Here is a 12,874-nt window from a genome sequence, read left to right as displayed (position 1 = left end):
ACCGAAAGTGACGAGTGATCGGGGGATCTTTGCGAAGCCGCTTCCGGACACCCCCGGGGGTATTGCCGAAAACGGCATCCGGGAATATTGGCATCATGACGGAAGCATTCGACGATCTGCTCACCGCCAATGAGGAATACGCCCAAACCTTCCAGGGCTCGACACTGAGCGGCCGCGCGCTGCGCGGCCTCGCCGTGGTCACCTGCATGGACTCGCGCATCGACCCGCTGGGCCTGCTAGGCCTCAAGGCGGGAGACGCGAAGATCCTGCGCAACGCGGGCGCCCGGGTCACCCCCGACGTGCTGCGCACGCTCGTGCTGGCGGTTTACCTCCTCGGCGTCGAGCGTGTCCTGGTCATGCCGCACACCGACTGCCGGATGGCCAAGTCGACCGACGAGGACGTCCACGAGCTGATCAGCAGGGAGCACGGTGTCGACACGCGCAGCCTGGAGTTCCACACGGTGCCCGACCAGGACGCGGCACTGCGGCGCGACCTGATCAGGATCCGCACCTACCCGTACCTGCCGGAGCGCCTGGCCATCGGAGGCGCGGTGTACGACGTCCACACGGGCAAGCTGATGCCCGTCGCGCTGTGACCCCCGAGACGGAGCTGTGACGGCCCACAGCCTGGAGACCACGATCGCGTGACCCGGATCCCCCAAGGACCGGGTCACGCGGGCGTTCTGTCGCGCCTCAGGCGTCGATGTGGTCGCGGTCGACCTCGGCGGCGCTGCCGACGATGAACTCGCGCCGGGGAGCGACGTCGCTGCCCATGAGCAGCGCGAAGATCTGCTCAGCGGCCTCGACGTCCTCGATGCGGACCCGGCGGAGCGTGCGGTGGCGCGGCTCCATGGTGGTCTCCGCGAGCTGGTCGGCGTCCATCTCGCCGAGGCCCTTGTAACGCTGGATGGGATCCTTCCAGCGCTTGCCCCGGCGTTCGAGGTCGCGCAGCACCCTGTGCAGCTCGGCGTCGGAGTAGGTGTAGATGTACTTCTCCTTGCCCCTGCCCGGGTTGGTGACCTCGATGCGGTGCAGGGGAGGCACGGCGGCGAACACACGCCCCGCCTCGACCATGGGCTTCATGTAGCGGTGGAAGAGCGTCAGCAGCAGGCAGCGGATGTGGGCGCCGTCGACGTCGGCGTCGGCCATCAGGATGACCTTGCCGTAGCGCGCGGCCTCGATGTCGAACCCTCGGCCGGAGCCGGCGCCGATCACCTGGATGATCGCGGCGCACTCGGCGTTCTTGAGCATGTCGGCGACCGAGGCCTTCTGGACGTTCAGGATCTTGCCGCGGATCGGCAGCAGGGCCTGGAACTCCGAGTCGCGGGCCGCGCGGGCGGTGCCGAGCGCGGAGTCGCCCTCGACGATGAACAGCTCGCTGCGGTCGACGGCGTCGCTGCGGCAGTCGACCAGCTTGGCGGGCAGCGCGGAGTTCTCAAGGGCGCTCTTGCGGCGCTGGTTGTCGCGGTGCTCGCGGGCCGCGATGCGGGCCTTGGCCGCCGCGACGATCTTCTCCAGGACCGCGCGGAGCTGCAGCTTGTGGGCGCGCTTGGTGCTGGCGAACAGCTCCTTCAGCTCGCGGGTGACCACGTGGGACACGATGCGGCTCGCCGCAGAGGTGCCGAGGACCTCCTTGGTCTGCCCCTCGAACTGCGGCTCGGGCACCCGGACCGTGACAACGGCGGTGAGGCCCTCAAGGATGTCCTCCTTGGTGACCGGGTCGTCGCCGTTCTTGAGCAGGCGGGTCTCCCTGAGCTGCTCGTTGATCGTGCGATGCAGGGCGCGCTCGAAGCCGCTGACGTGGGTGCCGCCCTTGGGCGTGGCGATCACGTTGACGAACGAGCGCACGGTGGTCTCGTAGCCCTTGCCCCAGCGGACGGCGACGTCGACGGTGAGCTCGCGCTCGACCTCGGTGGAGGTCATGTGGCCCTGCTCGTCGAGCACGGGGACGGTCTCGTGGAAGTGGCCGACGCCCTGCAGCCGCATCACGTCGCAGACGGACTCGTCGCGGGCCAGGAACTCGGTGAACTCGGAGATGCCGCCGTCGAAGCGGAACTCCTCCTCCACGGGCTCCTCGCCCCGGCTGTCGCGCACCGAGATCGTGAGCCCGGGGACGAGGAAGGCGGTCTGCCGCGCGCGGACGTGGATCTCGTCGAGCGAGACCTCGGCCTCGCGCAGGAAGATCTGGCTGTCGACCCACCAGCGCACCCGCGTGCCGGTGATCTTCTTCGCGAGGGCGCCGCCGTCACGCAGGCCCGACTTCTTCTTGAACTTGGCGGTGGGGCCGTCGCCGTCGAAGACGCCGGGCACGCCGCGACGGAAGCTCATCTCGTGGATGCGCCCGCCAAGGTCGACCTCGACGTCGAGCCGGGCGGACAGGGCGTTGACCACGGAGGCGCCGACGCCGTGCAGGCCGCCCGAGGCGCCGTAGGACCCGCCACCGAACTTGCCGCCGGCGTGGAGCTTGGTGAAGACGAGTTCGACGCCCACGAGGCCGCTCTTGGGCTCGACGTCGACGGGGATGCCCCGGCCGTCGTCGCGGACCTCGATGGACCCGTCGGGGAACAGCTCGACCTCGATGCGCTTGCAGAAGCCGGCCAGAGCCTCGTCGACGGCGTTGTCCACGATCTCCCAGAGGCAGTGCATGAGACCGCGGCTGTCAGTGGACCCGATGTACATTCCGGGGCGCTTACGGACGGCCTCCAGGCCTTCCAGCACCGACAGATGACGAGCCGTGTAACCCGCCTCCGTGCTGACTGCGGTCACTCCCACTCCCACTGAGCATCGAACATGTGTGCGTAGCCTACCGTTTCTTGATGTTCCGCCGCGCCTAAGCGTGCCATCAACAAGGGCTTCTGCGTCAGGCGGACCTCGATTCACGTCACTTAACGACACATTCTGCTCTCGGCGTATCCGGAAGGCGATTGGGAACGTCTGCATCGGGTTAGATGTTGAGCCAAGTGACTGACGCCAAATCCCCACGTCAGTGGGGTGACCCGAAAGGCGATACGTGACTGGAGCTCTCGCCCCCACCAAGCCGCTGACCGCCGTGGACCGGTGCGACCGGTGCGGCGCCCAGGCGTACATCCGCGCGTCCCTCCCCGTGGGCGGGGAGCTACTGTTCTGCGCTCACCACGGGCGTCGGCACATCGCGGCACTGCGCGACAAGGGTGCCGACATCCAGGACGAGTCGGCGCGCCTGAGCGAAACCCCTACATCGAACGCCAGCGAACGGTGAGCATGCGCCCGCCGCTCTGACCCCGATAAACAAGCGACAACCACATAAGTGAACGCGGCGATCTCGGATGGCGTCCCCCTGGGCGACCATCTCGGGGCTCGCCGCGTCGCTGTCTTCCGGGCCGGGCCGTGCCTCCCCCCGTCTCGGGGCTCGCCGTGTCGCCGTCTTCCGGCCAGACCGGCCCTCCCACGGCACGGGCCATGCGCCGCCCCCTTGGGGTTCACCGGACGCGGTAGTGGTAGCCACCCGCCGGCGTGAAGCCCTCCGAGGCGTACATGGCCCTGGCCGCGAGGTTGGACGCCACCACGACGAGGTAGGCCTTCGAGGCGCCTCGCGCCCGGCCGTGGGCCAGCAGGGCCCGCAGCACGCTTCGGCCCAGCCCCTGGCGCCGCGCGTGGGGCTGCGTGGCCATGCAGTAGATCCCCAGCGTGCCGCCCTGGAGCACGGAGCGCCCGACGGCGACCGGCCCGCCGTCGCGGCCGACGGCGGCGTAGCTCGCGGGCACCCCTCGGACGATCCGCCCCGCGGCGGCCAGTCCGTCCTGCCCGAACCGCCCGTCCACCGCCCACCAGGCGGTGAGCCACGCCTCGGAGGGACGGCCGAGGATCTCCACATCATGAGCGGCGGGCTCCCCGGCCGTGGAGGCGACCATGCAGACCGTCTCGTCGACCGCGCGATATCCCCGCCCGGCCAGCAGCTCGTCCAGACCGGGCGCAGCGCGGGGGCCCATGGAGAAGACGCACGGCAGCCCCCGCTCGGCGTAGAACTTCTCGGCGGCGTCGACCGCCCTGTCCAGATCGTCCGGCGTGGCCCAGGGAAGCACCGAGTTGGCGCGCTTGGTCACCCCGTCGGCGTGACGCAGGACCCAGCCGTCCAGCTCTTCCTGGTAGGGCGCCGGCCAGGCCCGGTGCACGAGGTCGTCAAGATCAAGGCTGTCCCCGCTCATCGGCGCAGACTAGCCGATCGGCCCCGCCCCGGGACAGCCGGGCGCCGAGACCCCGTTGACCTGCGGGAGACTAGGATCGGACTCCGTGCTGATCCTCCTGCCTCCGTCCGAGGGCAAGGCCACCCGCAGTAGGGGGGCCGCCCTGGATCTCGGCTCCCTGAGCTTCCCCGCCCTGACCTCCGCGCGCGAGAAGGCCCTCGACGCTCTCACCGCCCTGGTCCAGGGGCCGCGGGAGGAGGCGCTGGAGGTGCTGGGCCTGTCCCCAGGTCAGGCCGGCGAGCTCGACAGGAACCTGCGGCTGCGCACGGCCCCCACCCTTCCCGCTTCACGGCTCTACACCGGCGTGCTCTACGACAACCTCGGGCTCGCCACCCTGGACGCGAGGGCGCGTCGCCGCGCGCAGCGCTCGGTGATCGTGTTCTCGGGGCTGTGGGGCGCGCTGCGGCTCTCCGACCGTGTCCCGCCCTACCGCCTGTCCATGGGCGTGCGGCTGCCGCCGCTGGGCGGCCTCGCGGCCCACTGGCGTTCCTCCCTGTCGGAGGCACTCGACGCGGAGGCGGGGATGGTGGTCGACCTGCGGTCGTCGACGTACGCCCAGGCCTGGCAGCCGGGGTCGCGCGCCACGACGGTGCGGGTGCTGAGGGAGACCGCCGGCGCCCGCTCGGTGGTGAGCCACATGGCCAAGGCCACGCGCGGCGCCGTCGCGCGGTCGCTGGTGGAGTGCGGCGCCGACCCGCGAAGCCCCCAGGAGCTGGCCGAGCTCCTGGCAGGGCTCGGCCACGTCACCGAGCTCGGCCCCCCGCCCCCGAAGGGCAGGCCCTGGGCCCTGGACGTCGTTATCCGTTCGTGATCACATTCAGGCGTGAACACGCCTTGTGGAACTCCTTCGCCGGGTCGCCCAGGTGCGACCAGGGCAGCACGCTGAACCTGCCGCCCGTGCGCGTGAGGTGCCCTCGGGCCGGCCGCCGCATGTCGGCCAGGTAGAAGGCCGCGCCGAAGGCGTTGTGCGCCTCCACGGCCCTCGGATGCGCCCTCCCGCCCCGGGTCTCGTGCCACCGGCCCGCCGCCGAGGTGATCTCCCGCTGCACCTCGTACGAGACCCAGGCGCGTGACCGCCCCGACCGCTCGTTGGCGACGTGCTCGAAGTAGGCGAGGGGCAGCAGCGCCGCCAGTGGATCACCGTCGGGAGCCTGCCGGCCCGCGGCCCGGGCGAAGTCGAACATCTCCTGGCTCGTGCCGCCCCATCCGGGGGACAGGGTGACCAGCCGGGCGGCATTGGCGGCGAACAGCGTGCGGTGGCGGCGCGACGCCTCCGACCAGATGGAGTCCTTCTCCTCCCTAGGCCGCTCCAAGCCGAGCGCCAGCCAGAGAAGGGAGACCCAGGGCGCCGGATCGGCCGGCATCAGCTGGGCGGCCGCCAGCAGCGGCCCCCGCGCCGCCTCCATCGCCTGGTGGAAGACGCGCATCCGGTCGGCCTGCACGGCCCGCGCCCGTACGTCGGGCTTGATCTCCCAGGCCTCCTCGACGCGGGTGCGGCCGAGCCACAGCCACAGATCGGGGTTGACCCGATCTCGCGACAGAAGGGCCTCGATGCCTCCCGCGAGGCCCACGGCAGCCTTGGCCAGCGCCTCGACCCGCAACGCGCGAACCTCGGGGTCGCCCCGGGTCGCGACGAGCGCGGGAATGGCGGGTTCGAGATATCCACGTCCCAGAGCGTTCACCGCGTCGTCGAGCACGGTGTCGGCCCATGGACGGCTTGCGATCAGTCGTGGCCCCCGAGCACGCGCCCGATCCACTTCGATCACACCCATGGGCGGTGAGCCTAGAAGCCGTCAAGACTTGTGCCGCTACCGCGACGTTACGGCTGGGTTAACGGCGGCGTCCGCAAAGCACCGATGACGCGGAACGGCTCCCGCCCTGCCCGGGCGGGAGCCGATCGGTCGTCAGTCGAGATAGTCGCGCAGAACCTGCGAGCGCGACGGGTGGCGGAGCTTCGACATGGTCTTGGACTCGATCTGCCGGATGCGCTCGCGCGTCACCCCGTAGACCTTGCCGATCTCGTCGAGGGTCTTCGGCTGGCCGTCGGTGAGGCCGAACCGCATGGAGACCACGCCCGCCTCGCGCTCCGACAGCGTGTCGAGCACGGAGTGGAGCTGCTCCTGGAGCAGGGTGAAGCTGACCGCGTCGGCCGGGACGATGGCCTCGGAGTCCTCGATCAGGTCACCGAACTCGCTGTCGCCCTCCTCGCCGAGGGGGGTGTGCAGGGAGATCGGCTCGCGGCCGTACTTCTGGACCTCGACGACCTTCTCAGGGGTCATGTCGAGCTCGCGCGCCAGCTCCTCGGGAGTCGGCTCGCGACCGAGATCCTGCAGCATCTGCCGCTGGACCCGGGCCAGTTTGTTGATCACTTCGACCATGTGGACGGGGATGCGGATGGTCCGCGCCTGGTCGGCCATGGCGCGGGTGATCGCCTGGCGGATCCACCACGTGGCGTAGGTGGAGAACTTGTAACCCTTGGTGTAGTCGAACTTCTCGACCGCGCGGATCAGGCCCAGGTTGCCCTCCTGGATCAGGTCCAGGAAGAGCATGCCGCGGCCGGTGTAGCGCTTGGCCAGCGAGACCACCAGGCGGAGGTTGGCCTCCAGCAGGTGGTTCTTGGCGCGGCGGCCGTCCTCGGCGATCCACTCGAGCTCGGCGCGGACGTCGACGGGAAGCCTCTCGCCGTCGTTCGCGAGCTGCTCCTCGGCGAAGAGGCCGGCCTCGATGCGCTTGGCCAGCTCGACCTCCTGCTCGGCGTTGAGCAGCGGGACCTTGCCGATCTGCTTGAGGTAGTCCTTCACCGGGTCGGCGGTGGCTCCGGCGGCGGCGACCTGCGCCACGGGGGCGTCGTCGTCGTCATCGGAGAGGATCAGGACCTCGTCGTCGCTCTGGACCTCGACGCCGGGCTTGGGCTCGGCCTCGACCTCGACCTCGGCTTCCGCCTCGATCTCGACCTCCGGCTCGGCCTCGGCCTCGACCTCTGTGTCGGTGTCGGCCACGGCCTCGACCTCCACGTCGATGTCGAAGTCCTCGAGCTCGAGGTCACCCTCGATGTCGAGGTCCTCGTCGTCCTCGGAGGAGACCTTGGGCTTTGTTTCGATCTTGGGCGATGGCGACGCGGGCACGGCGACCTCCGGCTTGGCCTTCTTGGCGAGGGCGGCAGGGGTTGCGACCTTGGCGGGAGCGTCAGGGGCTGGTGCGGCCTTCTTCGCCGGCGCGGCCTTCTTGGCCACCGGCTTCTTGGCGACCGGCTTGTCAGCCGGCGCCGCGGCCTCGCCCCCGGCACCGCTCACCACGGCCGTGACGGTATCGGGCTGCTCCTTGGCCGCCGCGGTGGCGGTCTTGGTCTTCTTCACGGGGGCGGCGGTGCGACGCTTGGCCGGGCCACGAGATTTCTTGGGCGCCGCCGAGTCCGCGGCGGTCACCACGACGGTCACACCCTCCTTGCTGAGGTTCCGAAGGAACCCAGCGGCGTGCGACATCGGGATGTCCGCCTCCTCGAAGGCCTTGCGGACATCCTCAGACTCGAGGAAACCCTGCGAGCGCCCACGCTCGATGAGCCGCTGAATGACGGGCTCGTTCAGCTCAGATGGCTTCGAGCGAGTCGAACTTGCAGGCGACACGAACACCTCTCGAACGAACGCATGGTGAGAATGGACCCAGGTGCCCGCTAGGGGCGCTTGCTTCTTTTCGGTGGAGGGCCGTGCGGACCGCGACGTACCTGCCCAGCATTCTGGCATGACCCCGCCGTCCTTACGGCCGCCTCACAGCGGTTGCCCTCCACCCTAGGCCGACCGGAACAGTAGTGCGTACGGAAGCGGGTCACCGATACCCGAAAGCAACCCTTATGACTGTTTCATTCAGTCACTCTTTGTGGCGGCCGGCACATGAACGGCGAGCACCGTGACGTCATCGTCCTGCTCATACCCCGCCAGCATCCGATCCACCAGGAAGTCAAGCAACATATGCGGATTTCCTAGGACTTCAGGGGGCGCTTCGCCGACCACAGAACATAGTTCTGCGAGTCCGGCGTCGAGCCCCCGCTTGCGGTTCTCCACGAGCCCGTCCGAATAGAGCACCGCGGTGTGACCCGGCGGGACGCAGAACCGGAACTGCTTGCGGATGGTGGGCCAGCCGAGCGGGGTGCCGGGCTCGCCCTCGGACAGCACCGCCGTGCCCTGCGGAGACACCAGCAGGGGCGGCGGGTGACCGGCCAGCGCGAGGGTGCCCTCGCCGGTGCCGGGCTCGACGACCATGTACGCCAGTGTCGTGACCTGCTCTTCCTCCTCGGTGGCGTCGAAGACCCTGTCGAGGCCGGTGAGCACGGCCGCGGGCGGCGGGTTGGTGAGGGCCAGGGCGCGCATGGCGTTGCGGATGCGGCCCATGCCCGCGGCGGCCTTGACGCCCTTGCCCATGACGTCGCCCACGACGGCCGCCACCCGGGCGTCCTGCAGGACGAACGCGTCGTACCAGTCGCCGCCGACCTGGACGTGCCTGCTGCCCGAGCGGAAGCGCTGGGCCAGCACCAGGCCGGGGATCACCGGCAGGCGGTCGGGCAGGAGGCTGCGCTGCAGCGTCTCGGCGGTGCGGTGCTCGCGCTCGAACAGCGTGGCCCGCTCCACGGCGAGCGCGCACTGCCCTGCCAGGGCCTCCAGGAAGACGCCGTCCTCCTGCGAGATCTTCTGCGGCCGGGTGAAGGCGAACCGGAGCGCGCCGAGCGCCCGCCCGGCGGCCAGCAGCGGGAGGCCGACCCACGCCCGCTCGTCGCTGTGGGCCAGGAAGCCCGAGACCACCGCCTCGTCGCCGCCGGCCTCCACCAGCTGGGCTCGGAGGCTGTCGGGAGACTCGGCGAACACGGGCCTGCGGCTGTTGACGGCCATGGTCATCAGGCTCGTCTGCGAGAGCGGGACCTCGTCGCCGGACGCCCCGGGAACATCGGGAAGGCCGCCGCTGTTGATCAGCTTCAGCGCCGCCCGATCGGTGTCGAGGAGGGCGACGGACGACCTGTCGGCGGCCAGGGCGGTGCGGCCGACGTCGATGATGACCTGGACGACCTGCTCCACCGTGAGGGCCTCCGCGAGCTGGGCGGTGGCGCCCTGGAGGCGTGCCGTGCGCAGGGCGGCGGCGCCGAGCTGGTCGGTCAGGCGGCCGCGCATCTCCTCGGCCTCGCGCTGCGGCGTGACGTCGCTGTTGGCGCCCACCCACTCGATGACCCGGCCGTGCCGGATGATCGGGACGGCCCTCACCTCGAAGTGCCGGTAACCGCTTGCCCGGGTGCGGACGCGATAGCTCCACTCGAACAGGGTGCGCCCGCGCAGGGCATCGCGCCAGGCCTCGTCGGCGGCCGGGCGGTCATCGGGGTGGACGGCCTCCAGCCAGCCGTAGGCGAGGTATTCTTCGAGGCTCTGGCCGGTGATGGCGCGCCACTGCGGGGCGTCCTCGATCACGGCGCCGGTGGGCGAGGTGATCCACACGAGCTGCTGCTGCGACTCCACCAGCGAGCGGTAGCGCTCCTCGCTGCGGCGCAGCTCCTCCTCGGTGAGCTGGCGCTCGGTGACGTCGACGCCGAACAGGGCGACCCCGGCCAGCGCGCCCTTGTCACCGTGGATGGGATAGAACGACAGGGTCCAGTGCCGCAGCTCGCCGGTGGCGGACATGGTGCGGTAGCGCTGGTCGCCGTTGGCGACCGCGCGGTGCTCCTCGACGACCCTGTGCAGCGCCGCGTCGATCACGGCCGAGAGGTCGGCGGCGAGGATCTCGGACGCCGCGTGACCGGCGTGCTCGTCGGCGGCGAGCCCGCTGACGTCGGCGAAGCTCTGGTTGACCCGCTGGAACCTGCCGGCCGTGTCGAAGAACGCGAAGGCGAACGGCGCCTCAGCGAGCAGGCCCTGGAACAGGGCGGGGTCTGAGATGTCCACACCCGACTCCCGGGGACGGGGCACGGAGGTTTCGGCGCTCATGGTCGGCACCTCCGTCGCGTGCCAGGGTCTCCCACGAGGCACATCTCCATAACTGTGATTGGTAGCGCGAACTGCACTACATCATCGGCGATGGGCACGCACGGACGGAAGCCCCGGCCGCGATGCGGTCAACGCATCCTGTCAAAAACGCGCCGCGGTGTGCAGCAAGATCGGCCGACTTTCTCGGCACTCGCCCCTTGGTCTGCCCGGTCTCCGCCACCTCGGCCAAGCCTTCACCTTCCGCCACCTCGGACCCGCACGGTAACGCGTCGTGCCCTGGGGCACGGCGTGTCCGGCAACCGGACGCGCTGGGGAACAGCTTCCCACAGGAGAGGCCGTGTGGTGCCGGATGTGCCCTTAACCCTTAGGGGTTGACACCTCCGCGATACAAGATGGAATGAGTACGCACGCCCCCTCAGCGCACTGGTCCGGGGGATGGATCTCCCCCGGCTCACCGGGAGGATGCGAAACCGCCCATGCCTGCTCTAGCAACGCGTTTCACCTGGGGAACCACCGAACCGCGAGTATCCGGACCGCACGCGGCCCAATCGGGCGCGGCCGGACCGCGTGAGCTCGTCAGCGCGCGCCTTTCCGACGAGTTCCTCACCGTGCCCATCGAGATCGTGGAACGATGCGTGGAGGACGTGTGGGCGTGCGCCGCCCACCTCGGAGTCGACGTCACCGCCCCCGTCGTGGAGCGCATCGCCCGAGAGCACCTGCTCGCGCTCGTCAGCTCGGCCCCCCTCGTGAGCCCTCCCGGATGACCGGGCCCGGCCATGGGTAACACACATGCCCCCTGCCGGTGACACTCGCAGGCCCAGGTCGGTAACAGTCGGGCCTTCCGGGTAACAGCGGGGTCACCAGGCGGCGTTCCGTGCACCGTTTGGGCCTGGAATGCGAGAAGGTAAGGGGCGTGAGCCGCCGACGACGACGAGACCCCCGGGGCACCCAGCCGCCGGACGACGTGTTCGCGGAGATGCTTCTGGCGGCCCGCGAGCTGCTCGCCGTCCGCACACCGCTCGACGCCGAGCTGATGGTGTCCGACATGCTCGGCGCGTGGTGGGGCCGCCGCCTGCGCCGGGGCGACGTCGAGGAGTTCCTCGGCGAGGGCCTGGTCGACTACGCCGCCAAGGCCGGCACGCCCGCCGCCCTGACGCTGCTGATCGCCGTGGCCTATCTCGGCACCGCGCGTCAGGCCGCCAAGGCCGAGGGCGCCGCGCTGGCCCTGATGGAGTCCGACGTGGCGAGGCCGCGCTGGGCCGAGCGGGTTGGAGCGGTCAAACCCCGGGGCTGCTACGTGTCCAGGGACGCCTACGGCGACCAGGACACCGTGGTGTGCACCTTCGCCTACCGGGGCTTTCCCAACCAGTCCGCCCAGGGCAAGATCGGCATGGGCCGGCCCGCGCCCGCCGGCCAGGGCGGGGCGGCGGGCCCCGGCCACCGTTCCGGCGCGAACGGGCACGATCGCGACGCCGAGGCCAACGACCCCGCGAGCGGGCACGAGGCGGCGGGCCGCGGCACTTCCACGAGCGAGGCGGCCGGGCGGGCCCCCGAGGCCCACAGCGAGGACTCCCACGCCCTGGTGGTGATCGTCGACTACAACATGCGGGGCATGGCCCGCGACGCGTGGGTCTCCTCCCAGGTCGACAGCCTGCTCGAGAAGGCCGGCATGGAGGCCGCGGGCAATCCCATGCTGCGCTTCGAGGAGATCGAGCCGCAGCAGGCCAGGGCGCTCCTGGAGTTCGCGATGAAGGCCACCACCGGGTCGCTGGGCCGCAAGTCGCCCAAGCTCGTCAGCGACAGCTACAGCGCCTACCACGCCTTCGCCAGGGCCCGCATCAAGGCGCTGCCCCCGGGTCGCAAGCGCCCCGCCCCGCTCTTCAGCGAGGCGCCCTACAGCCGCGACCGCCGCGCGATGCTCGCGGCGGAGTTCCTGGCCTCCGACGCGGCCGAGCACCTCTCCGACCCCTCGGCCGCTTCCCGATGCGCCGACCACATCATCGACTACGGCTGCGACCAGGACTTCAACCGCCCGTTGCGGGTCAGCCCCACCAAGTGCGAGACGTTCCTGCTCGACTGGCTGCCGCGCAAGGTCCTCCTCGACCCCGCCGAGCAGGAGGCCATGCCCCACGTGCTGCTGTCGTGGGTCAGGTTCGCCGCCCCGAAGACCGGGCTGCCCGACGAGGGTCTCAGGGCGACGCTGGACGCCGTCTGGGAGGCCACGGGCCGCTTCACCGAGGCCTACCGCGATCCGACGACCTTCGGCCTGGACCGGTCCCTCGTCGAGCGCCTGCTGCCGGACGGCGACCTGTCGGCCCTCGCGAGGCGGGCGTTCGCGTTCCCGTTCCTGGAGGGCACGCACGGCGACATCGACCTCTCGGCCCTCCATCCGGCCGAGGACGCCGGCCGCCGCATCCTGGTGGAGATCGACCACGCGGACGAGCGCGGCCGTCCCGACTACGCCGAGCACCTCGCCTGGCACGAGGAGATCGCCAAGCGGCTGTGGGACGGCGATCCCGAGCAGATGTGGGAGGCGGCCCAGCGCCTGCTCGACCTCGGGCACGACCGGCACGACGTGCTGCACGTGCTCATGGAGATCGCGGAGCGCATCGGCGACCACCCCGACGAGCTGGCCGCCGCGCTGGACGACATCGCCGACATCCCCGACGAGCCCCCCGCCCAGTGATCTGG

General features: G+C 70.7%; 10 protein-coding genes. 5 read left to right on the top strand and 5 right to left on the bottom strand.

Annotation, left to right across the window (positions count from 1 at the left end; translation table 11 throughout):
* Window positions 1-95: 95 nt before the first annotated feature.
* Window positions 96-596 carry a beta-class carbonic anhydrase gene (locus tag OG589_RS02635; protein WP_405145800.1) on the top strand — a complete coding sequence of 167 codons (501 nt, stop codon included), beginning with the start codon at window positions 96-98 and terminating at the stop codon, window positions 594-596.
* A gap of 97 nt (window positions 597-693) precedes the next feature.
* Here OG589_RS02635 and OG589_RS02630 read toward each other — a convergent pair whose 3' ends face one another.
* Window positions 694-2,766: a type IIA DNA topoisomerase subunit B gene (locus OG589_RS02630; RefSeq protein WP_405145799.1), complete on the bottom strand. Its 2,073-nt coding sequence runs from the start codon at window positions 2,764-2,766 to the stop codon at window positions 694-696.
* A gap of 244 nt (window positions 2,767-3,010) precedes the next feature.
* Here OG589_RS02630 and OG589_RS02625 point away from each other — a divergent pair, with 244 nt between their 5' ends.
* Window positions 3,011-3,238 carry a hypothetical protein gene (locus tag OG589_RS02625; RefSeq protein WP_405145798.1) on the top strand — a complete coding sequence of 76 codons (228 nt, stop codon included), beginning with the start codon at window positions 3,011-3,013 and terminating at the stop codon, window positions 3,236-3,238.
* A gap of 220 nt (window positions 3,239-3,458) precedes the next feature.
* Here OG589_RS02625 and OG589_RS02620 read toward each other — a convergent pair whose 3' ends face one another.
* The gene (locus tag OG589_RS02620; protein ID WP_405145796.1) at window positions 3,459-4,184 is read right to left on the bottom strand and encodes a GNAT family N-acetyltransferase; all 726 of its coding nucleotides are present in this window, start codon (window positions 4,182-4,184) and stop codon (window positions 3,459-3,461) included.
* Window positions 4,185-4,269: 85 nt separating this feature from the next.
* Here OG589_RS02620 and yaaA point away from each other — a divergent pair, with 85 nt between their 5' ends.
* On the top strand, window positions 4,270-5,034 hold the full coding sequence (gene yaaA, locus OG589_RS02615; protein WP_405145794.1) for a peroxide stress protein YaaA: 765 nt from the start codon (window positions 4,270-4,272) through the stop codon (window positions 5,032-5,034).
* On the opposite strand, the gene OG589_RS02610 is transcribed toward yaaA, so the two are convergent.
* The 3 genes from OG589_RS02610 to OG589_RS02600 form a co-directional block, all read right to left on the bottom strand.
* Complete coding sequence (locus OG589_RS02610; protein WP_405145793.1) at window positions 5,021-5,995, bottom strand: hypothetical protein; 975 nt, start codon at window positions 5,993-5,995, stop codon at window positions 5,021-5,023. The genes yaaA and OG589_RS02610 overlap by 14 nt on opposite strands.
* A gap of 132 nt (window positions 5,996-6,127) precedes the next feature.
* On the bottom strand, window positions 6,128-7,846 hold the full coding sequence (locus tag OG589_RS02605) for an RNA polymerase sigma factor (protein ID WP_405145791.1): 1,719 nt from the start codon (window positions 7,844-7,846) through the stop codon (window positions 6,128-6,130).
* A 237-nt stretch (window positions 7,847-8,083) separates the two neighbouring features.
* Window positions 8,084-10,183, bottom strand: coding sequence for a SpoIIE family protein phosphatase (locus OG589_RS02600; RefSeq protein ID WP_405145789.1), 2,100 nt, complete (start codon window positions 10,181-10,183; stop codon window positions 8,084-8,086).
* Window positions 10,184-10,659: 476 nt separating this feature from the next.
* On the opposite strand from OG589_RS02600, the gene OG589_RS02595 reads away from it, so the two are divergent.
* Both OG589_RS02595 and OG589_RS02590 read left to right on the top strand, forming a co-directional pair.
* A complete protein-coding gene (locus tag OG589_RS02595; RefSeq protein ID WP_405145787.1) occupies window positions 10,660-10,947 on the top strand; it encodes a hypothetical protein in 288 nt (95 codons plus the stop codon).
* Between the two features lie 212 nt (window positions 10,948-11,159).
* Window positions 11,160-12,869 carry a hypothetical protein gene (locus OG589_RS02590; RefSeq protein ID WP_405151942.1) on the top strand — a complete coding sequence of 570 codons (1,710 nt, stop codon included), beginning with the start codon at window positions 11,160-11,162 and terminating at the stop codon, window positions 12,867-12,869.
* The last annotated feature ends 5 nt before the right edge of the window (window positions 12,870-12,874 follow it).

It is taken from the genome of Sphaerisporangium sp. NBC_01403, assembly GCF_045040145.1.
Taxonomy (GTDB): domain Bacteria; phylum Actinomycetota; class Actinomycetes; order Streptosporangiales; family Streptosporangiaceae; genus Sphaerisporangium; species Sphaerisporangium viridialbum.
This window is presented reverse-complemented; position numbering and strand designations above follow the sequence as displayed.

Coding starts and splice junctions, on each gene's coding strand:
- OG589_RS02635 (WP_405145800.1), top strand. CDS start 96: ATGACGGAAGCATTCGACGATCTGCTCACCGCCAATGAGGAATACGCC.
- OG589_RS02620 (WP_405145796.1), bottom strand. CDS start 4,184: ATGAGCGGGGACAGCCTTGATCTTGACGACCTCGTGCACCGGGCCTGG.
- OG589_RS02610 (WP_405145793.1), bottom strand. CDS start 5,995: ATGGGTGTGATCGAAGTGGATCGGGCGCGTGCTCGGGGGCCACGACTG.
- OG589_RS02600 (WP_405145789.1), bottom strand. CDS start 10,183: ATGAGCGCCGAAACCTCCGTGCCCCGTCCCCGGGAGTCGGGTGTGGAC.
- OG589_RS02595 (WP_405145787.1), top strand. CDS start 10,660: ATGCCTGCTCTAGCAACGCGTTTCACCTGGGGAACCACCGAACCGCGA.
- OG589_RS02590 (WP_405151942.1), top strand. CDS start 11,160: ATGCTTCTGGCGGCCCGCGAGCTGCTCGCCGTCCGCACACCGCTCGAC.